Source organism: Mesorhizobium sp. CCNWLY176, assembly GCF_037153935.1.
Classification (GTDB): Bacteria; Pseudomonadota; Alphaproteobacteria; order Rhizobiales; family Rhizobiaceae; genus Mesorhizobium_M; species Mesorhizobium_M zhangyense.
Genome location: NZ_JBBBDZ010000012.1, coordinates 115502 through 134745 on the forward strand (window position 1 = coordinate 115502; position 19244 = coordinate 134745).

Here is a 19244-nt window from a genome sequence, read left to right on the forward strand (position 1 = left end):
AAAAATGTTAGAAAACGGCAAAAAGCCTCTTGTAGCTCTAGTTGCTATAGATGTTACGCCGCTTCTGACTGAACAGGAGCCGAACCATGTCTGCCCGGAAAACCACCCATTCTCACGCCGTTGAACCCGCGTCCTGCTGCGGTCATGACCATTCCGGGCATGCGAAAATCATCGAACATTCGCACAAGCATGATGACCATGGGCATTCCCATGGTCATGACCACGATCACGGTCCGTTGCCGGAGGCGCCGACGGCTGCACAGAAAGCCTCCGGCCGCAGCTTTCGCGTCTTCGGCATGGATTGCGCCGAGGAAGTTGCGATGCTGAAGACGGCGGTCGGCCCGGTCGTCGGTGGTGACAGGCATCTTGCCTTCGACGTGCTCAACGGCCGCATGACGATCCTCGACAGCGCCGGTTTGGTGCGTGATGCCGCGATCGTCTCGGCGGTCGCGGCGACTGGCCTGAAGGCCGAGCCGTGGCAGGAGGGCGCGCCGCCGGCCAAGGATGCGCGGCTTGGCGAACAGAAGCTTTTCACCGCGCTCAGCGGCATCTTCCTGCTTGCCGGCTTTGCCGTGCATGTCGCGACTTCGCCGGGCCAGTCGTTCCTGGAAATCATGGGCGGCCATCACACTGCCGGAACGCCGCTGGCCGAGCAGGCGGCGCTGCTGCTGTCGGTCATCACCGGCGCTCGCTTCGTCGCCATCAAGGCGTGGTATTCGCTCAAGCGCCTGTCGCCTGACATGAACCTTTTGATGATGGTTGCGGTTGCCGGCGCGCTGATCATCGGGGAGTGGTTCGAGGCCGCTACCGTCGCCTTCCTGTTTGCGCTGTCGCTTCTGCTCGAAAGCTGGAGCGTCGGGCGGGCGCGCAATGCAGTGTCGGCCTTGCTCGATCTCGCGCCGCCGGTGGTGCGGGTCAAGGACGCCAATGGCGAGCGTGAAATGAAGGCGGCCGAAGTTGCCGTCGGCAGTCGCTTCATCGTCCGCGGCGGTGACCGCATTGCCCTCGATGGCCGCATCGTTTCGGGCGCCAGCGCGGTCAATCAGGCGCCGATCACCGGCGAGAGCATTCCGGTTTCGAAAGAGATCGGCGACGAGGTGTTCGCCGGTACCATCAATGGTGACGGGCTGCTGGAGGTCGAATCGACCAAGGTTGCCACTGACACGACGCTGGCGCGCATCATCCGCATGGTGTCGGACGCGCACAGCCGCCGCGCGGCGGTGGAACAATGGGTGGAGCGTTTCGCGCGCGTCTACACGCCGGCAGTGATGGTGCTGGCGCTACTGGTTTTCGTGGTGCCGCCGCTGCTGTTTGGCGGGGCTTGGGACGCCTGGTTCTACAATGCGCTGGTGCTGCTGGTCATTGCCTGCCCCTGCGCGCTGGTCATCTCGACGCCTGTTTCCATCGTCGCAGCTTTGGCTTCCGCCGCGCGCAACGGCGTGCTCATCAAGGGTGGCACCTTCATCGAACTGCCGGCCAAGCTCACCGCACTTGCCATGGACAAGACCGGCACGCTGACCAAGGGCGAGCCGCAGGTGACGCGCGTCATTCCGCTTTCCGGCCATTCCGAGGAAGAGCTGTTGCAAAGGGCTGGCGCGCTGGAAGCGAGAAGCTCGCACCCGCTGGCGAAGGCCGTCACGCAGTATCTCGCTGCGAAGAAGGTCAAGGCGGTTGCCGCCGAGGACGTGAAGCTTTTGCCGGGTAAAGGCGTGCAAGGTTCGTTCAATGGCAAGACCTATTGGCTGGGCTCCTGGCGCTACGCAGTGGAACGCGGGCAGGCCGACGATGCGGTGGCGGCACGAATTGCCGAACTGGAAAATGCGGGTGCGACCACGGTCGTCATCGGCAATGATGAGCATCTTTGCGGCATCATCGCGCTTGCCGACACGATTCGGCCGGAAGCGAAGGCGATTCTCTCGGTGCTTCATGCCGAGGGCGTGAAAGAAGTCGTCATGCTGACCGGCGACAATCGCGCCGCCGCCAACGCTGTGGCGCAGGCTGTCGGCATCGACACGGTGCGCGCCGAATTGCTGCCGGAGCAGAAGGTCGAGGCGATCGATGCGCTGACCAGGCGCCATGCGATGGTTGCGATGATCGGCGACGGCGTCAACGATGCGCCGGCGATGGCGCGGGCGCATTTCGGCATCGCCATGGGCGCGATCGGCAGCGATGCGGCGATCGAAACGGCGGATATCGCGCTGATGACGGACGATCTCTCCAAGGTGCCGTGGCTGATCCGCCACTCCAGGCGGGCAATGTCGATCATCCGCCAGAACATTGTCTTCGCGCTCGGCGTGAAGGCGCTGTTCGTCGCCTTGACCGCATTCGGCATCGCCACGATGTGGGGCGCGATCGCGGCCGATGTCGGTGCTTCGCTGCTGGTCGTCGGCAATGCGCTGCGGCTGCTCAACGCAGGAGAGAAGCGGGTGCAGGGCTGACGGCGATCAACTCTTCGTTAATCATGCTGACCAACAATGGCAGCGATGTTATGAACCGCCATGCTCGCAGTTCTGCCACACAATTATGGCAGGTCGAGGCTGGGTGACGGGTTTCCTTGGACGGATTGGGTTGGATTTGCTGCGTAGATTTGCGATTCTTTTTGCGATGGTGACACTCTCGGCAGTCCTTTCGGGCTGCGTGTCGAGCGTGCTCGACGTCGACAAGAGGGCGATCCAGCCGATACCGGCCAAGCTGATGGGCCAGATGAATGCCAAGCAGATGAAGCCGTCTGATCCGATCCTCGTGCGCATCTTCAAGCAGGAAAGCGAACTTGAGATCTGGAAGCGCACCCGCAGCGGCCGCTATGCATTGCTGAAGACCTATCCGATGTGCCGCTGGTCCGGGAAGCTCGGTCCGAAGGTCCGCAACGGCGACCGCCAGGCGCCCGAGGGTTTTTACACCATCGCGGCATCGATGCTTAACCCGAAATCGCAATATTATCTGTCGTTCAATCTCGGTTTCCCCAACCGGCTGGAAAGCGCGCTCGGCTACACCGGCGAGGCGCTGATGGTGCATGGCGCCTGCTCGTCTTCTGGCTGCTACGCCATGACCGACGATGGCGTCGCCGAAATCTACGCGGTTGCCCGTGAGGCGCTGAAGGGCGGACAGACATCCTTCCAGGTCCAGGCCTTTCCGTTCCGCATGACGGCGCAGAACATGGCCAAGTATCGTAGCGATCCGAACATCGAGTTCTGGAAGAACCTCAAGGAAGGCTACGACATTTTCGAAGTGTCGCGCCGCCAGCCGACGATTTCCGCCTGCGGGCGTCGCTATGTCTTCGACGCGCAGTTCGCGGGAGGAGAGCCAACCGATCCGCTGGCTGCCTGCCCGCCCATGACGACGATGGAAGAGCCGGCCCTGCTCGCCAAACGCGACGCCGAGATGCGCGCCATGGAAACGGCGATGAGCAGCGGAACCCCTATCACGGCCCACGCCTATTCGGACGGTGGCATGCATCCGAGCTTCCGCGCCATCCTGCAGCGCAATGGCGCCAAGGAGCTTGCCAAGAAGACCTCGCGCACACTGGTGCCGATCAGCCGGCCCGATGCGGCACTTGCCGATCCGCACACTCCGGACGAGTGATCTCGGAATAGGCCAAACCGCTGATTTGACTGTTATTCACGTCTTTTTGATCACGCGCTAACCTGTCGGACAGGGTTTTCATCGATAGTACGAAGCATGGGTAATATGCTGCTGCGATGCGTTGTGGGTTTCGTCGTGGCGCTGGTCATGACGATGCATGCCGGCGCTGTGGGCCGCATTGCATTTTCCGCCTCACCCCATGAATTGGCACGGCCATGCGCCGATAAGCAGCTTGCGGAGGCTGTTTTATCGGACGGCCAAACGGACGGCGATGAGCAGGAAGGCCGTCCGCCGCGCAAGACATTCTGCAAGATCGATATGACCCATACTGTCGACGAACCGGACGAAGGTGCGGTTCCAGCGGCGCCCCTGGCGAGTCTCATGGCCGACTCACCCGCGGTCATCGCAATATGGCCGGTTTCCGACAAGCCGCCCAATCTTCGAAGAGACTGATCGTCAAATCATCTCACAGTCACGGTCTTCGAAGAGGCAACAATGTTCAATCGTCGTGTTTTCATGCTTGGCTTGGCGGCTAGCGCAATCGCACCAGAGGCAGCACTGGCTGCGAAACCAAAAAAACAATTCGCAATCGATCCCAAATTCATGCCGCAGCTGGTTGATTTCCCAAGCGGCTATCCGATCGGCACCGTCGTGGTCGACCCGCGAAACAGGTTCCTCTATCTGGTCGAGGGGTTCGGCGTGGCGCGCCGTTACGGTGTCGGGGTCGGCCGCGCGGGGCTTGCCTGGTCAGGCAAGGCCGAAATTGCCCGGAAGGCGAAATGGCCAAGCTGGACGCCGACCGCCAACATGATCAAGCGTCAGCCTGACAAATACGCCAAGTACTCCAACGGTGTCCCCGGCGGGCCCGGCAATCCGCTCGGTGCGCGGGCGCTCTATCTCTATCGAAACGGCCGTGACACCTATTACCGCATTCATGGCACGACGGAGCCCTGGACGATCGGGACTGCTGTTTCAAACGGCTGCATTCGGCTCGTCAACGACCACGTTGCCGACCTCTATGAGCGGGTGCCGGTTGGCGCGGCTGTCGTGGTTCTCTGACGAGAACCGGAAGCCCAAAACACCAACGGCTCCCCATGCGATTGCACGGGGAGCCGTTTTTTTATCCGTTTGCGGCTGGATTAGCCGGCGTTGCAGAAGTGCTCCTGGCCGTCATAGCCGACATAGGTGCCCGACCGTGCGTCGAAGGTGCGGTAGCGGCCCTCGCAGTAGCGGTACCAGGCTGGCGACCACGGCTCCAGCGGAGCTGCGTATTCCTGAACGTAGACCCGGCGCGGACGCTCGCGATAGACGCGGCGCGGCTCGACATAGGTGTAGTCCGGTTCGCCGTAGCTGTAGTCCGGCTCATAATAGCGGTCGCGCGGCGGTGGCGGCGGTGTATTCAGCGCGCCGACGGCCAATGCGCCGACTGCCAGACCCAGAACACCGGCCGCGAGCGCGTCGCCGCCATGGTTCCGGTGATGACGCCAGCGATCGTCTGCATTTGCCGCCGAAAAGGCTGTCAGCGTGGTTGCGACCACAGCGGTGCCAAGGATGGCGGTCTTGAGAAAGCGATTCATTTTGGTCTCCTTCACGCGAGCCCGATTTTAAGGGGCGGGCCAAGCGTTGAGACGAGAAATAGGACACCGCACCTGAATGCAGGCTGAACGGCTTTTATGTCTTAGTTAAGGATTTGCCAGTTTCGGTGAATCTGGCAGCGGATGCGCCATGTCAGGCAAATGCGGGCCACTTTGCCATATTGTCCCGGCCGCGCGGCCAGGACATTCGAACCTGGTAGAGCCGCCGTGCGGGCAATGCCGACGGCGTCAGGCGCCTGCGGGGGCTGAAGCCCGGGCAGGCTGACGGGTCTCAGCCGACCGTCAGATTGACCGCCTTGGGACCTTTGCCGCGTTTGTCCGGCTCGGTGTCGAATGAAACCTTCTGCCCATCCTCGAGACCGGGAAGGCCGGAGGCCTGTACCGCCGAGATGTGGACGAAGACATCCTTCGCGCCGTCGTCAGGCGTGATGAAGCCGAAGCCTTTGGCATGGTTGAAGAATTTGACAGTGCCGGTCTGCGGCATGGGAAACTCCTTATTATCCCCTCATAGTCCAGTTCAGCCGGGACGAATCCCATGCTGTCGGACGCTTACGGGAGGAGAAGAAACAGTTTATCGCGCCGGGGCTCTGCCGAGGCCCTCTCGTTTCGCGATCCAGCCGGGAGAACCTTGCAGCAACCCCCCGGTGCAGGCCATTCCAGTCTCCGGGCCGGCAAATGCCCGAAGCCGAAATTTCTCCATTATTTTAGCGGTTGGGGCAAGCAAAAGTTTTTGCGCCCGCCAGCGGTTCTAACCGCAGGCGGAATTTTGTCCGGTGACAGTTGCGGACAAAAAAGGCGAGACCGCGAGGTCCCGCCTTTTTCAAAAAAGCTCGAATGCCATCGCCGGGATGGCAGAAGGGCTCAGGCTGCGCTGAGATTGACCGCCTTGGGGCCCTTGCCCATGCGGTCAGGCTCGACGTCGAAGGTGACCTTCTGGCCGTCGACCAGCGTGCGCAGGCCGGACGCTTCGATGGCGGAGATGTGGACGAACACGTCCTTGGCGCCGCCGTCAGGCGTGATGAAACCAAAACCTTTGGTTGCGTTGAAGAATTTTACGGTTCCGCTCTGGGACATTGGGGAGAACTCCTTCACCCGTTTCGTTGGTCAGTCCCGGTCTTCCGTCTGGCGCCGGAGGCCGAGTTGGTGGCTGCTTGGCGGTCATGCATTGGCGCATGGCAAAACCCCCCGCCAATGAACGGGGCTGTCAGAGATTCACAGTGTCGGGGAAAGGGCTCGTGCAAAACGTTCCAGTCTCCGGGTCAGCAAACGCCCGAACACAAAATTTATTGCACGGAAACGTGATGCTGGCAAGACGCCGGCGAAGGGCCGAAAAACAGGGGCTTTGCAAAGCCTAACGAAATCAGTCCCATGCAGGGTATTCCGCAACGCCGGGGATTGCATTTAGCGGCAAAGTTGCGAGGATCGAAAAGCAGCGACAGCCGTTGCTTTGGGGACGGGGCCAAGGGAGAGGTCATGAATTTCTTTGCGACATTGTTTTCGCGCCGCGGCGCGGCGATCGTCGGCGCGGCGATGCTTTCGGCCTGTACCGTGGTTGAGGGACCTGGCCCCGGCCCGGGACCTTATCCCGGTCCGCGCCCGGAGCCGGGTCCTCGCTTCTGCACCCGCGAATACCAGCCGGTGTGCGCTCGCAGGGGTGGTGACCGCCAGTCCTTCCCGAACGCCTGCGAAGCCGACCGCGCCGGCTACCGTGTGATCCGCGACGGCCAGTGTCGTGGCGACGATGGTGGCGGTGGCATGGGACCACGGCCGCCCCGTCCAGAATATCCCGGCCCGGGCACGCGCCCGCCGCGTCCAGAATACCCCGGTCCGGGCACGCGCCCGCCACGCCCCGACCCTGAGCAGGCCTTCTGCACCCAGGACTACAGGCCGGTCTGCGCCACCCGTCGCGGCAGCACCCGCACCTTTGGCAATGCCTGCGAGGCACGCGCGGCCGACTACCGCATCGTCGACCAGAACGGCCCCTGCTGAGAGGCCACTTCCTGACTCTGCCCTGCCGGACATGACCGGCAGGGTGCGGTCGATGGCCTTTCTGGCTATCGTCATCAGGCGATGTTGACGCGATGTCATTCGGCCTGCCGACCATGGCGATGAAGCCTTCGCTCGACCGGGGCGCAATCGGGGCCGCGATGAAAATGCCGCGCCGAGCGCTCCCGTTCCGAGGCGTGATGCGTGGGATTGTCGGAATGGCAACCGCCGTCCGCAATTGCCTGGCTCTCGTCTTCGATGCTCCGCGGCGGAGACATGGCGGCGCTCGTGGCGGCAAAGCCGGCTGCTGCCGACAGGATGAGGGCAAAGGCGGTGGGCGGAAATTTCGTCATGAAAAAACGTCTCCGACTATATCGTCACGGCGCCGCCGCCCATCTGGACGCAGGCCACGCCGAAGGTTCTCGAATCTGCGTCTCATGCTTGCCGAAGGCCGAATTCGGCTTTCGGCAAGCATGATGCGCGCGGCCCAGTTTAACGGCGTGTTAAGCGGAGTGTTCTCCTCACGTTTCGTAACATCGCTGTAAGGTTAACGCGCTGTGGAAACAGGCCGTTTCTTCCTGGCCCTGGGCTGCGCGGGCTGCGGCGGTAGCAGTGCGTTGCGGGCGCGGTTGGCGCGGCGTTCTTCCAGTATCCAGGACAGAGCCATACCCTCGCAGGCGCCTTCGAACCTTTGCACCAGCGCGTCCGGCCAATGCGCGCCGCAGGGTGGACCTTGCTCGCCGAGCGTCCCGGCCCGGCAGATGCCGCTGCGCCGGCAGGCGGCGTCTTCGCATTTTTCCGGAATACCGGCATCGGTCGCCATGGAATGCAGCAGCGCCAGCATCTCGCTGCGCGGCCACTCGCGCGGCGCAAATAGCGCGGCGATCATTGCCGGGAGTTCGCCGACAGTCTTTTCGATCTCCATCATGCGGTAGTCGGGGTAGGGGCGGTTGGTGATTTCGGGCATGTGGGTTTCTCCTTTGGGGTTGGTTGAGGGGCGGCGCCTTTCCTTCTCCCCTTGTGGGAGAAGGTGGATTGGCGCGCAGCGCCAAGACGGATGAGGGGTGCTGGAAGAAATGAGGCGCTGGCATTCCGTCCAACACCCCTCATCCGACCTCCCCTTCGGGTCGGCCACCTTCTCCCACAAGGGAGAAGGAGAGGCGCACTTCATCTTCGCCACGCCCGGTTTTCACCGTCTGGCCATTGTCAAAGATCGGGAAGCGGGGCGCTTGGCCGTGCCTTCCTAATGTTTAGTACGTGGCGCGACTTCCGCGCCCCGCTCGGTATCTGTCCCGAAGTCGGCCGGTCACAACGCCCGCTCCATGTACATTCCATGGACAAGACGCCGCGGGTTCTCCGCATGGTTTTGGGCAGTGGCATTTGCGCCGTGCTCGTTCCACGCCGGCCTGTGTCGAGCCCTCGGGTCCCTGGCTACCACACCAGGGCGGGAGGTCACCGCCACTCCCCCTTGATCCCGGTTCCAGACCCGGTCCCGCAGGAGCGATGGGAGGATTATGCGAGAGGTGTTTGGGGTGAGGATAAATCGGGCGTGAAAAAATGTGCGGTGTGAGCGAAAACAATGGGTTGAGTGGAAAATAAGTGAATCTATTTCCCCCAGTTTCCGCTGGTTTCAGCTTCGGCAGTTCTGCGCCGCTGTAGCCTTCATCGATGGTCCGGCATGGATTCCCGACACTCTCCGCTCGTTCCTCGCTCACGAGGTCGAGAATGACGAATTGCATTTAGGGCTTGTCGCCAATCTTCGGCATTAGTGAGTTGCCAGCACGTAACTAAGAATCTTGGACGATTTGCGGTCAAGGCAACCAACAAGCTCGGCTCATCTCCAACGTCGGCGGCTTGCCGCCCGGGCAAACAACAAGCTCGTCATTCTCGACCTCGTGAGCGAGGAACGAGCGGAGAGTGTCGGGAATCCATGCCGGAACGGAGAAGAGCTTCAGCGGGACTGAACGCGCGTCAATATCGGGACCGGGCCGTGCTTGACGATGTTCCGGCCAATAGGCCCCGGATAACCTGCGCTTCGCTCCGGTTTCCGGGATGACTGCGGAGAGGCGCAGTCCTTCCCTCATCCTTCAACAGCTCAGATGAGGGAAGACAAAAGGGCTCAGGGCAGGGAAAAGCGCTCAGGCCTGTTTCACCGGCGCGTTCATGGCCCAGTTGATGCCGAAGGGGTCGCGGAGCTGGCCCCAGCGGTCGCCCCAGAACATGACCTGAAGCGGCGTTATCACTTCCATACCGGCCTTGACCGCGCGGTCCCACCATGTGTCGATGGTGTCGTTCTCCAGAATGAGCTGCATGGTGTAGCCCTGCGGCGCCTGATGCGGATGGCCATGCTCGGGATAGGCGTCGCACAGCATCAGCGACGAGCCGTTTATGTAGAGATGGACATGCATGGTACGGCCCTGCTCGTCCGGCGGAACGGTGAAGACCTGCCTGGCGTCGAGAGCCTTGGCGTAGAACTCGGCCACCTTCATTGCGCCGTCGACCTGCAGATAGGCGATGAGGCCGCCAAGCACTTTCGGGGCCGGCTGTTCGAGGGTCTGTGCGCTTGCTTCGGACATGAAAAGCTCCTGTCGTTCGGGTTGTGCCGCGGACGGCTGATACTATGACGAACGAGGAGGACGGAAACCGACAGGGGCGGGGAATTTTTTAAAGTCGGCAACAGGTATATCGAGCAGGGGGTGTCGGCATCTCGTCTGGCCAATCGTCTTCAAGACGGACAAGCTATGGAGAACGGCGATGACGATTGTGATTACCGCCTTTGAGCGGTCGCCCGATGGCGGCAAGGGTCTGGCGCGGGATACGCGCGTTCGCTGGGCGCTGGAAGAAGTGGGTCAGCCTTATGAGGTTCGTCTTGTTTCGTTCGGTGCGATGAAGGAACCGGCACATCTGGCGCTTCACCCTTTCGGGCAGATTCCGACCTACGAGGAAGGCGATCTCGGCCTGTTCGAGACGGGGGCGATCGTGTTCCATATCGCGGAGCGCCATGCGGGCCTGCTGCCGGCTGATGCGAATGCTAGGGCGCGCGCGATCACCTGGATGTTCGCGGCGCTCAATACGGTGGAGCCGCCGATCCTTGAAGTGGTAACCGCAAGGATCCTTGAGAGCGACAAGTCCTGGTCCGCGCAGCGCATGCCTCTCGTCGAGGATCGCGTCCGCTACCGGCTGAGCCAACTTTCGCGTCGTCTTGGCGATGCCGAATGGCTCGATGGCGCGTTCAGCGCGGGCGACCTGATGATGGTCTCGGTGCTGCTCAGGTTGAGAGCGTCGGGCTTGCTGGACGAATATCCGAACCTTTCCGCCTATGTTGCCCGCGGCGAAGCACGGCCCGCATACAAGCGCGCTTACGATGCTCAGCTGGCGGTGAACAAGCCAACGGCCGGCTGACAAAGGTCCGCTATTTCTCCCGTTGCGGGTAGATCGTTTCGCCGCGCTTGAGCATGTCGACGAAGGTGGCGATCTTCTTCCTGCGGCCGGCTTCAGTTTTCATGTTGTGGGTGCGGAAGGCGAGCGCGAAGCGGTTCTGCGCGCTGAGTTTTGCGAGCATCGCCTTGGCCTTTGGTTCGGCATCGATCGCTGCCTGAAGATCGTCGGGGATCTTCATGTCCTTACTGCTGTAGGCGCGGTCCCAGCGGCCGTCGGCCTTGGCGGCTTCGACTTCGCGCAGGCCGTACGCGGTCATGCGGCCTTCCTCGATCAGGCGGGCGACGTTGTCGACATTGATCTGGCTCCAGATGCTCTTTTTGCCGCGCCGCGTATAGCGTTGCAGGAAGCTCTTTTCATCGAGGCCCTTGCGGATCGCATCGATCCAGCCCCAGCAGAGCACGACATTGATGGCTTCGACCGGCGTGATGGACTTCAGGCCGGAATTCACCTTGTGAATCTTGATCCAGACCTCGTCTTCGCTGTCGTGATGTTTTTCGAGCCAGCGATAGAACGCCTCGGCAGTCTCGAATGCGTGAACCTTGTCCGGATCGACCTTGAAGGGTGCCATCGGCCGGTATGCTCCTGTGCGGAAGACTCTGCGCCAAGCGGTGCTCGTGCAGGCATAGACCGCAAATTCGTTTCTTTCAAACAATAGACTGCTTGCAAAACAATATCGGTTATGGCATTACCGTACTGGTTGTGAAAAGCAATCAGTTTGGAGGATTGAGACCGCGCTGTTTCTTCTTCGCCTCGCTCGCTGGCGAGGAACCAGAAAAATGAAGAAGCAATGTCGGAATCGGCCTCGATGAAACGTCCTTTGGACGTCAAACCGTAGAGGAGATCGTAATGTCTTATGTCGACGGGTTCGTGCTTGCCGTGCCGAAGAGCAAAATCGATGCCTACAAGGCCATGGCAAAAGTGGGTGGTGACGTGTGGATGGAGCATGGCGCGCTGGCCTATGTGGAATGCATCGGCGACGATGTGCCCTATGGTGAGCTCACCTCTTTTCCGCGCGCCGTGCAGGCCACGGACGACGAGGTCGTCATCTTCGCATGGGTCGTCTATGCGTCGCGCGAGGACCGCGATGCGATCAACAAGAAGGTGCAGGCGGACACACGCATGAACGAATTCATGACCGACATGCCCTTCGACGGGAAGCGCATGATCTTTGGCGGGTTCCAGAGCTTTATGGCGCTCGGGTAGGGCGTGGCGCCCGGCCGGATGCTAATGCCCCGGCCGGCCCTTGGGGAGGCAGTTGTCGTTCTAGGGCGTCGCGACTGTTGGTTCGCAGAGGTTTTCGGCGGCTGCAACCGTCACGTTCAAGCAGTTAGCCTCTGGAGCGACTACCGGATCGCTCCAACCGAAGAACATCACGCCCAGAATGCCAAGGCCCATCGCCATCGCTGCCCAAATCCCCGGTTCTCGCCACTTGGTTGCCATGTCGCTAATGCCCCGGCCGGCCTGTCTTGCCGGGGCGGCGCTTCTGGCGGCGGGCGTCAGTGGGGTCTTCGTAGGAGCCTATGCCGGCGCGTTCGCGGTTGATGGGTTTGGCGTCGTCACCCCTCACCAAGTTCGCCGAACCGCTCGGCTTCGCCTCACGGGGCGAACTGTCCTCTCCCACAAGGGGAGAGGAAGACGGCTTCGCCGGCTTGACGCCTTCGACCGGCTTTTCGGTGCGGCGGACGGTCATTTCGTCGAGGGAGTTCTTCTTGAAGAGGGATTTGTGGGCATCGTCGGGCAGGCCATAGTCGGCGCCGTGGGCTTCCTGGGCGGACTGCTTCTTGAACAGCGAGCGCGACACTGCGCCGGCGGGCGTCGTCGCGTCGGTGCCTGGTCCCATGTCATCGAGCGAGGGTTTTGCGAAGAGCGGCTTGGACGGCGGCGTTTTGCCGAGCGGCTTTGCGCCATCGGCACCCATCTCGTCCAGCTCGGGCTTGGCAAAGAGCGAGCGGCCCGAGGCGGCGCGCTGCCTGGTGCGTTCTTCCTGCGGGGAGGGCGCGTTGTCGTCGACCGCCCGGTGGATCGCGCGGCCCTTGTTGTGCTTGCCTTTTTCGCGGCCTGAGACCGGGCTTTCCATGTCGGCATATTTGGACAGCGGGTCGTCGGAGACGGCCAGTTCCATCTCGCGCAGGCGCTTGATCTCGTCGCGCAGGCGGGCGGCCTTCTCGAAGTCGAGATCGGCGGCGGCGTTGCGCATCTGCTTGTCCAGCGCTTCCAGATGGGCCTTGAGGTTGTTGCCGACCATGTTGCCGTCGGCGGCGAAGTCCGAAATGTCGGCGCGGACATGGTCTTTCTCGTAGACCGAATCCAGAATGTCGGAGATGCGCGACTTGACGCTTTCGGGGGTGATGCCGTTGGCTTCGTTCCAGGCCACCTGCTTTTCGCGGCGGCGCGCCGTCTCGGCCATGGCGCGCTCCATAGAGCCCGTCACGTTGTCGGCATATAGGATCACTTTGCCGTCGACGTTGCGCGCGGCGCGGCCGATGGTCTGGATGAGCGAGGTTTCGGAACGCAGGAAACCTTCCTTGTCGGCGTCGAGGATGGCGACGAAGCCGCATTCGGGAATATCGAGGCCTTCACGCAGCAGGTTGATGCCGACCAGCACGTCGAACGCGCCGAGGCGCAGGTCGCGCAGGATCTCGATGCGCTCCAGCGTGTCAATGTCGGAGTGCATATAGCGCACGCGGATGCCGTTCTCGTGTAGATACTCGGTCAGGTCCTCGGCCATGCGCTTCGTCAGCACGGTGACGAGGGTGCGATAGCCGGCCTTGGTCGTTTCGCGGATTTCGCCGACGACATCGTCGACCTGGGTTTTCGCCGGGCGGATTTCCACCGGCGGATCGATCAGGCCGGTCGGGCGGATGACCTGCTCGGCAAAGACGCCGCCGGCTTCCTCCATCTCCCAGCCGCCGGGGGTGGCCGAAACGGCGACGGAAAGCGGGCGCATGGCGTCCCATTCCTCGAAGCGCAGCGGGCGGTTGTCCATGCAGGAGGGGAGACGGAAACCGTATTCGGCCAGCGTCGCCTTGCGCCGAAAGTCGCCGCGATACATGCCGCCGATCTGCGGGATAGTGACGTGGCTTTCGTCGACGAAAACCAGTGCGTTGTCGGGGATGTATTCGAACAAAGTCGGCGGCGGATCGCCGGGGCGGCGGCCGGTGAGATAGCGCGAATAGTTCTCGATGCCGGCACAGGAGCCGGTAGCCTCCAGCATTTCGAGGTCGAAGCGGGTGCGCTGCTCCAGCCGCTGGGCTTCCAGCAGGCGGCCGGCCTTTTCCAGTTCGACCAGGCGGCCCTTAAGCTCATCCTTGATCGATTTGATCGCCTGATTAAGCGTCGGGCGCGGCGTGACATAGTGCGAATTGGCGTAGATTTTTACGCTTTTCAGGTCGCCGGTCTTGTGGCCGGTCAGCGGGTCGAATTCGGTGATGCTGTCGATCTCGTCGCCGAACATCGAGATGCGCCAGGCGCTGTCTTCCAAGTGGGCCGGGAAGATTTCGATCGTGTCGCCGCGCACGCGGAACGAGCCGCGCACGAAATTGATGTCCTGGCGCTTGTATTGCTGGGCGACGAGATCGGCGAGCAGCGCGCGCTGGTCGAGGCGGTCACCGACCGTCATCTGGAAGGTCATGGCGGTATAGGTCTCGACCGAGCCGATACCGTAGATGCAGGAAACCGAGGCGACGATAATGACGTCGTCGCGCTCCAGCAGAGAGCGCGTCGCCGAGTGGCGCATGCGGTCGATCTGCTCGTTGATCGAGGATTCCTTCTCGATGAAGGTGTCGGTGCGCGGAACGTAGGCTTCCGGCTGGTAATAATCGTAATAGGAGACGAAATACTCCACCGCGTTTTCGGGGAAGAATTTCTTGAACTCCGAATAGAGCTGGGCTGCCAGCGTCTTGTTGGGTGCGAGGATCAAGGCAGGGCGCTGCGTCTCCTCGATCACCTTGGCCATGGTGAAGGTTTTTCCGGAGCCGGTGACGCCGAGCAGAACCTGCGTGCGGTCATGGTTGCCGACGCCTTCGACCAGATCCTTGATCGCGGTCGGCTGGTCGCCGGCCGGCTCGAAGTCGGACACCATCTTAATCGCCAGGCCGCCTTCGGATTTTTCCGGGCGGGCAGGGCGGTGTGGAATCCACATCTCGCCGTTCTTGTGCAGCGGGTTGCCGGATTCGATCAGGGCGGAAAGCGCCGCGACCGTGGCGGTGACGCCGCCCGACGCCGACATTTTCTCGGCGTCTTCCAGCGAAATGTCGAGGCCGGCAACAGGGTTGAGGCCGGCCGCCGAGCGTTCACGGGCGGTGGCTGCGCCGCCCATGGAGGTGCCGCGCGCCGATTTGGTCGGGGCGGAGGAGCGTTCGGGGACTTTTTTGGGCTTGGCCTTTGCCTTTTCGGCTTCCTTCGAAATCTCCTCTGCCCAGTCCGAAATCGAGCCGCTCAATGGTGCGCCGGTGAACTCGGCTTGCGGCGCTTCGGAAAAGCCCTTGCGCTCCAGCGGTTCGGCAGCGTCCATGAAATCGGTCAGCGCGCTGCGGCGCACGCCCTTCGCCGGACGGTCGTCACGAGCAGCCGCTTCGCGCGGCGATTTCTTGTCGGGAGATTTGGCCATGACCGGAATATGGTGGGAGTCCGGAGAAATGAAAAGAGAAAGGTAGATGAAAGGCAGGCGCAATGTTCGGCTGCTGACAGTAGGGTGTCAGGAGTCGGCAGTGGTTTGACGCGACAATCAAGCTGCGGCCGATGTAGCCCGATTGCGCTATCCCGCTGAATTTTGCGAAGACTCGCAAACGGCTTTGCGCAAAGACAAATAACCCCATATGAGGGGTGCGGAAAAATCGACGCGCCCCACGCGGTTTTTCTGAATTGGAATCTCAGAGGCCGCTGAGGCCAAGCGGAAAAACCGATCGTTCATGAAGATCGCTCATCTCATAAGCCACGATGCCCTGAATGGTGTCGCGACGAGCACCAAGACCTTGATCGATAATCAGATCAAGGCTGGCCACGAGGTGATGCTGATCCACCCGCGAAAGAGCTGGATACAGCGGCAGAAATTCGTTGGCCCGGTTAAGATGCTGGAAAGCAGTTTTCGAACCAATCCGACCGACCTGCGCAACACCGGCTATCCGATACGCGACTGGGGCCGCACGCTGGTTCATGCACATGGCAGCCGGGCCAACAAGTTCCTGATGATCTTCACCATTGCCGACGGTGCGCCTGCGGTGATGACTGCGCATACGCGGCAGTTCCAGATCCCGTGGCGTTTCGCCCATGCCGTGGTCGGGCTCAGCCGGCAGACGGCGGATTACTACATCAAGCGCCTGCTGGTCTCGCCGGCCAGGATGCACATCGTGCCCAACATGTTCGACAGCGCGGCCTTGCGGCCGGTTTCGGCCGAGGCCAGAAGCCTTGCACGCCAGAAGCTGGGCATCCGGCAAGACACTTTCCTTCTCGGCTCGGTCGGCCTGATCGGCACCCGCAAGCGCCAGATCGACATGCTGCGCATCCTGAAGCGGCTGCTGGGGAAGGGCATCGACGCGGAACTGATGCTGGTCGGTGGCGTGGACAAGAGTGCGATCATGCCGGGCTGGCAGGGCGCGCTCGACGATCCGGCCTTGCGAGGCAAGGTCCATCTCGTCGGCCCCCGCGAGGATGCCGTGCAGCTGGTGGCGGCGATGGATCTTTTCCTGTGCACGTCGATAGCCGAGGAGGCGCCGATCGCGCCGCTGGAAGCGATGGCACAGGCAATTCCCGTCATTTCCACCGATGTCGGCAATATGGAAGATCTGCTTCCGGCTGATCGCCTTTTCACGGTCGGTGACGTGGACGGTCTTTCGAAAGCGGCGGAACGTTTTGCGCGCGACCCGCAATGGCAGGTTGAGGCTGGTGCGGCGGACAGGCAAACGGTCACCGAGCAATTGGCGCCTGAGGCGATGCTGCCGCAGATCGAAGACATCTATTTCGCCGCACTCAGCCGGGCGCGAGACCGCGGCTGGAAATATTTCAAGAACCCGGCGGATAGATGGGCGCCTGACAAGGCAAGGTAAGCAAGCGGTTCCGGCGGTGAGCAGCGTCGCCGGATCAACCCATTGCCGGCATTTCCTCGTGAAATGCCGAGCGGTTCTGCTCTGCTCCGAAACGACGCCGGTAGTCGCTTGGCGCAAGACCGGTCACCTTGATGAAGACCTTTCTGAACGAACCTGGGTCGTCATAGCCGACATCCCAGGCAACCTGATCGATCGGCTGTGTCGACGATTCCAGCAATTCCCGCGCCTTGCTCACGCGCAGGTGCTGGCAATATTCGGTGGGCTTCAGCCCGGTGGCCTTGTGGAAGCGGCGTAGAAAGGTGCGCTCTTCCAGCCCCGCTTTTTCCGCCATCGCACCAGCCGTGACGTTGCGCCCGCCGACCTGCTGCAGCCAGTGCTGCACTTTGAGGATGGCGGCGTCGCCATGGGTCAGGCGCGGCGCGAAGGGGTTGTAGAAACGCTGCTCCCGGCCCGGCGGATCGACCAGCATGAACCGCGCCGTGTCCATCATGACGGCGGAACCGAGAATCCGGTCCACGATCTTCAGCCCGAGATCGGTCCACGCCATGTAGCCGCCGGCGGTGATGATGTCGCCGTCGTCGATGACCAGCTTGTCGGCGTCGAGCGCTATGTCGGGGAAGCGGGCGGCCAGAGCTTCCTGATAGGCCCAGTGCGTCGTGGCCGGGCGGCCGGACAGCAGGCCGGATTCGGCGAGCACAAAGGCGCCGGCGCAGACCGAGCCCAGCGTAGCGCCCGCCGCATGACGAGCCCGAAGCCAGGCAGCGTAGGGCTGTGCCGCCTCCCGGTCGATCGGGTCTCCGAGCGTCGGCGGTACGATGATCACGACAGGGCCGTCGCCGGGTCCGGGCTCGCTGTCGAAAGCGCGCGTCACGGCATCGCCGGAGCGCTGCCAGTGGCTGACGCGCAGATGCGCCGCATCCTTCGACCGTGCGGCGGCCATCTGGTTGGCCACCGCGAAAAGGTCGGTTAGGCCATAGACGGAGGCCGCCTGCACGCCGGGATAGAGGACGAGGCCGATTTCGATCGCTTCATCTCGATCTATCATTTGTCAGTTTCGCCTCGATCTTTGTCATTTCTGCCAGTCCGCACCATGCCGTATTGCCGCTAGTGTTGCAATCAGGCGGCAGGGCTTCCGGCAGATTATGACCCGCAACCGCAACCACAGGAGACAGGCTCATGGGAACGATTACCACCAAGGACGGCACCGAGATCTTCTACAAGGACTGGGGCAAGGGACAGCCGATCGTGTTTCACCACGGCTGGCCGCTGAGCGGCGACGACTGGGACAACCAGATGCTGTTTTTCCTCGAAAAGGGCTTTCGCGTGATCGCCCATGACCGGCGCGGCCATGGCCGTTCGAGCCAGACCGCGACCGGCAACGAAATGGACACCTATGCCGATGACGTTGCCGCACTGACCGCGGCGCTCGACCTCAAAAACGCAGTCCATATCGGCCATTCCACCGGCGGCGGCGAAGTTGCCCGCTACCTCGGCCGTCACGGAACCAGCCGTGTCGCCAAGGCAGTGCTGATCGGCGCTGTGCCGCCGATCATGGTCAAGTCGGAGAAAAACCCGGGCGGTTTGCCGATCGAGGTCTTTGACGGTTTTCGCGCTGCCCTGGTGGCCAATCGGGCGCAGTTCTACATCGACGTGCCCGCCGGCCCGTTCTACGGCTTCAACCGGGACGGCGCGAAGGTCTCGCAGGGCATCATCGACAATTGGTGGCGGCAGGGCATGGCGGGCGGCACCAAGGCCCATTACGATTGCATCAAGGCTTTCTCGGAAACCGACTTCACCGAAGACCTGAAGAAGATCGACGTGCCGGTGCTGGTGATGCATGGCGACGACGACCAGATCGTGCCGTTTGCCGACTCCGCGCCGCTTTCAGCCAAGCTGCTGAAGAAGGGCGAGTTGAAGGTCTACAAGGGGCTGCCGCACGGCATGTGCACGACCCATCCGGAAATCGTCAATCCGGACCTTCTGGCCTTCATTCAGGCTTGACGCCGGCGGGGTGAGGCGGGTTCGGTGCCTGCCTCACTCGCAGTTACCGACGGCCTTGCGGATCGTTTCGCCATGGCCGTCGAGATCGAAGGTAGCGAAGGTTTCGAAGGTCGAGCCGTCGGCTGCGGTCGTCGGGTTGAGGTCGAAGGCGAGCGTCAGCAGCTTGCCGGCGGTCAGCGCCCCGATCAATGCGTCATCCAGCGGCGCCATGTAACTTTCGGCTTCCTTGCCCTCCGAAAACAGGACAACAGCGTCGCCCGAACCGGCGGCGACCATCGGGAAGGTGCTGCCGTCGACGTCGGCGCGGATGAAGCCGGGCTTGTAGAAATAGTCCACGACCTCGCCGCCGGCGGCCGGTTTTATCGTGCCGTCGCCGCCGGAATAGACGTCGATGGCCGCGCCGTCGACGCAATGGAGAACGACCGCCTGGATGGTGCTGTTGGTTTCATTGGGAACCGACGATATGCCGCCGTCGATCTCCTGCCAGGCGGCAAGGGCCGGGCTGGACAGGAACAGCGCAAAAACAAGCGGCAGCACGGTTTTCATAGCTCGAAACTTACTCACGAAAACCCCGGCGCGACAAGGCCGTGCCGGG

At 62.2% G+C, this 19244-nt stretch carries 19 protein-coding genes; 9 read left to right on the plus strand and 10 right to left on the minus strand.

All coding sequences use genetic code 11. The annotated features are described in order from the left end of the window. The first annotated feature begins 86 nt into the window (after positions 1–86). From WBQ96_RS19840 to WBQ96_RS19855, 4 genes are all read left to right on the plus strand, one after another. Positions 87–2438 (plus strand): heavy metal translocating P-type ATPase, encoded by a 2352-nt coding sequence (locus WBQ96_RS19840; protein WP_336553244.1) that lies wholly within the window; start codon positions 87–89, stop codon positions 2436–2438. Between the two features lie 166 nt (positions 2439–2604). Continuing rightward, a complete protein-coding gene (locus WBQ96_RS19845) occupies positions 2605–3582 on the plus strand; it encodes a murein L,D-transpeptidase family protein (protein ID WP_336553444.1) in 978 nt (325 codons plus the stop codon). A 147-nt stretch (positions 3583–3729) separates the two neighbouring features. Further along, positions 3730–4035: a hypothetical protein gene (locus tag WBQ96_RS19850; RefSeq protein ID WP_337035918.1), complete on the plus strand. Its 306-nt coding sequence runs from the start codon at positions 3730–3732 to the stop codon at positions 4033–4035. 63 nt (positions 4036–4098) lie between these two features. Beyond that, positions 4099–4641: a L,D-transpeptidase gene (locus WBQ96_RS19855; RefSeq protein ID WP_336553443.1), complete on the plus strand. Its 543-nt coding sequence runs from the start codon at positions 4099–4101 to the stop codon at positions 4639–4641. Between the two features lie 80 nt (positions 4642–4721). Here the strand turns inward: WBQ96_RS19855 and WBQ96_RS19860 are convergent, their stop codons facing one another. The 3 genes from WBQ96_RS19860 to WBQ96_RS19870 form a co-directional block, all read right to left on the minus strand. Continuing rightward, entirely contained in the window at positions 4722–5159 is a 438-nt protein-coding gene (locus WBQ96_RS19860) for a BA14K family protein (RefSeq protein WP_336553241.1), read from the minus strand. A gap of 289 nt (positions 5160–5448) precedes the next feature. After that, positions 5449–5661: a cold-shock protein gene (locus WBQ96_RS19865; RefSeq protein WP_018428999.1), complete on the minus strand. Its 213-nt coding sequence runs from the start codon at positions 5659–5661 to the stop codon at positions 5449–5451. A 377-nt stretch (positions 5662–6038) separates the two neighbouring features. After that, positions 6039–6251, minus strand: coding sequence for a cold-shock protein (locus WBQ96_RS19870; protein WP_008835623.1), 213 nt, complete (start codon positions 6249–6251; stop codon positions 6039–6041). A gap of 399 nt (positions 6252–6650) precedes the next feature. Between WBQ96_RS19870 and WBQ96_RS19875 the strand changes: the two genes are divergently transcribed. Continuing rightward, positions 6651–7166 carry a Kazal-type serine protease inhibitor family protein gene (locus WBQ96_RS19875; RefSeq protein ID WP_336553232.1) on the plus strand — a complete coding sequence of 172 codons (516 nt, stop codon included), beginning with the start codon at positions 6651–6653 and terminating at the stop codon, positions 7164–7166. Between the two features lie 95 nt (positions 7167–7261). Here the strand turns inward: WBQ96_RS19875 and WBQ96_RS19880 are convergent, their stop codons facing one another. The 3 genes from WBQ96_RS19880 to WBQ96_RS19890 form a co-directional block, all read right to left on the minus strand. Continuing rightward, complete coding sequence (locus tag WBQ96_RS19880) at positions 7262–7516, minus strand: hypothetical protein (RefSeq protein WP_336553231.1); 255 nt, start codon at positions 7514–7516, stop codon at positions 7262–7264. 194 nt (positions 7517–7710) lie between these two features. Then, positions 7711–8130 carry a hypothetical protein gene (locus WBQ96_RS19885; RefSeq protein WP_336553229.1) on the minus strand — a complete coding sequence of 140 codons (420 nt, stop codon included), beginning with the start codon at positions 8128–8130 and terminating at the stop codon, positions 7711–7713. Positions 8131–9301: 1171 nt separating this feature from the next. Beyond that, positions 9302–9739, minus strand: a complete 438-nt coding sequence (locus WBQ96_RS19890) for a VOC family protein (RefSeq protein ID WP_336553227.1) — start codon at positions 9737–9739, stop codon at positions 9302–9304. Between the two features lie 178 nt (positions 9740–9917). On the opposite strand from WBQ96_RS19890, the gene WBQ96_RS19895 reads away from it, so the two are divergent. Beyond that, the gene (locus WBQ96_RS19895; protein WP_336553225.1) at positions 9918–10565 is read left to right on the plus strand and encodes a glutathione S-transferase family protein; all 648 of its coding nucleotides are present in this window, start codon (positions 9918–9920) and stop codon (positions 10563–10565) included. Positions 10566–10575: 10 nt separating this feature from the next. Here the strand turns inward: WBQ96_RS19895 and WBQ96_RS19900 are convergent, their stop codons facing one another. Further along, positions 10576–11172 (minus strand): YdeI/OmpD-associated family protein, encoded by a 597-nt coding sequence (locus WBQ96_RS19900; protein ID WP_336553223.1) that lies wholly within the window; start codon positions 11170–11172, stop codon positions 10576–10578. Between the two features lie 278 nt (positions 11173–11450). Between WBQ96_RS19900 and WBQ96_RS19905 the strand changes: the two genes are divergently transcribed. After that, positions 11451–11807: a DUF1428 domain-containing protein gene (locus WBQ96_RS19905; protein ID WP_336553221.1), complete on the plus strand. Its 357-nt coding sequence runs from the start codon at positions 11451–11453 to the stop codon at positions 11805–11807. 241 nt (positions 11808–12048) lie between these two features. On the opposite strand, the gene uvrB is transcribed toward WBQ96_RS19905, so the two are convergent. Beyond that, complete coding sequence (gene uvrB, locus WBQ96_RS19910; RefSeq protein ID WP_336553219.1) at positions 12049–15213, minus strand: excinuclease ABC subunit UvrB; 3165 nt, start codon at positions 15211–15213, stop codon at positions 12049–12051. Positions 15214–15514: 301 nt separating this feature from the next. Here uvrB and WBQ96_RS19915 point away from each other — a divergent pair, with 301 nt between their 5' ends. Then, complete coding sequence (locus WBQ96_RS19915; protein WP_336553217.1) at positions 15515–16648, plus strand: glycosyltransferase family 4 protein; 1134 nt, start codon at positions 15515–15517, stop codon at positions 16646–16648. A 34-nt stretch (positions 16649–16682) separates the two neighbouring features. On the opposite strand, the gene WBQ96_RS19920 is transcribed toward WBQ96_RS19915, so the two are convergent. Beyond that, positions 16683–17693, minus strand: a complete 1011-nt coding sequence (locus tag WBQ96_RS19920; protein WP_336553215.1) for a GlxA family transcriptional regulator — start codon at positions 17691–17693, stop codon at positions 16683–16685. Positions 17694–17824: 131 nt separating this feature from the next. On the opposite strand from WBQ96_RS19920, the gene WBQ96_RS19925 reads away from it, so the two are divergent. Further along, entirely contained in the window at positions 17825–18649 is an 825-nt protein-coding gene (locus WBQ96_RS19925) for an alpha/beta fold hydrolase (protein ID WP_336553213.1), read from the plus strand. A gap of 33 nt (positions 18650–18682) precedes the next feature. Here the strand turns inward: WBQ96_RS19925 and WBQ96_RS19930 are convergent, their stop codons facing one another. Next, on the minus strand, positions 18683–19213 hold the full coding sequence (locus tag WBQ96_RS19930; RefSeq protein WP_336553211.1) for a hypothetical protein: 531 nt from the start codon (positions 19211–19213) through the stop codon (positions 18683–18685). Positions 19214–19244: the final 31 nt, after the last annotated feature.

Coding starts and splice junctions, on each gene's coding strand:
- WBQ96_RS19885 (WP_336553229.1), bottom strand. CDS start 8,130: ATGCCCGAAATCACCAACCGCCCCTACCCCGACTACCGCATGATGGAG.
- WBQ96_RS19895 (WP_336553225.1), top strand. CDS start 9,918: ATGACGATTGTGATTACCGCCTTTGAGCGGTCGCCCGATGGCGGCAAG.
- WBQ96_RS19915 (WP_336553217.1), top strand. CDS start 15,515: ATGAAGATCGCTCATCTCATAAGCCACGATGCCCTGAATGGTGTCGCG.
- WBQ96_RS19860 (WP_336553241.1), bottom strand. CDS start 5,159: ATGAATCGCTTTCTCAAGACCGCCATCCTTGGCACCGCTGTGGTCGCA.
- WBQ96_RS19850 (WP_337035918.1), top strand. CDS start 3,730: ATGACGATGCATGCCGGCGCTGTGGGCCGCATTGCATTTTCCGCCTCA.
- WBQ96_RS19890 (WP_336553227.1), bottom strand. CDS start 9,739: ATGTCCGAAGCAAGCGCACAGACCCTCGAACAGCCGGCCCCGAAAGTG.
- WBQ96_RS19855 (WP_336553443.1), top strand. CDS start 4,099: ATGCTTGGCTTGGCGGCTAGCGCAATCGCACCAGAGGCAGCACTGGCT.
- WBQ96_RS19870 (WP_008835623.1), bottom strand. CDS start 6,251: ATGTCCCAGAGCGGAACCGTAAAATTCTTCAACGCAACCAAAGGTTTT.
- WBQ96_RS19920 (WP_336553215.1), bottom strand. CDS start 17,693: ATGATAGATCGAGATGAAGCGATCGAAATCGGCCTCGTCCTCTATCCC.
- WBQ96_RS19905 (WP_336553221.1), top strand. CDS start 11,451: ATGTCTTATGTCGACGGGTTCGTGCTTGCCGTGCCGAAGAGCAAAATC.
- WBQ96_RS19845 (WP_336553444.1), top strand. CDS start 2,605: ATGGTGACACTCTCGGCAGTCCTTTCGGGCTGCGTGTCGAGCGTGCTC.
- WBQ96_RS19880 (WP_336553231.1), bottom strand. CDS start 7,516: ATGACGAAATTTCCGCCCACCGCCTTTGCCCTCATCCTGTCGGCAGCA.
- WBQ96_RS19865 (WP_018428999.1), bottom strand. CDS start 5,661: ATGCCGCAGACCGGCACTGTCAAATTCTTCAACCATGCCAAAGGCTTC.
- WBQ96_RS19875 (WP_336553232.1), top strand. CDS start 6,651: ATGAATTTCTTTGCGACATTGTTTTCGCGCCGCGGCGCGGCGATCGTC.
- WBQ96_RS19925 (WP_336553213.1), top strand. CDS start 17,825: ATGGGAACGATTACCACCAAGGACGGCACCGAGATCTTCTACAAGGAC.
- uvrB (WP_336553219.1), bottom strand. CDS start 15,213: ATGGCCAAATCTCCCGACAAGAAATCGCCGCGCGAAGCGGCTGCTCGT.
- WBQ96_RS19840 (WP_336553244.1), top strand. CDS start 87: ATGTCTGCCCGGAAAACCACCCATTCTCACGCCGTTGAACCCGCGTCC.
- WBQ96_RS19900 (WP_336553223.1), bottom strand. CDS start 11,172: ATGGCACCCTTCAAGGTCGATCCGGACAAGGTTCACGCATTCGAGACT.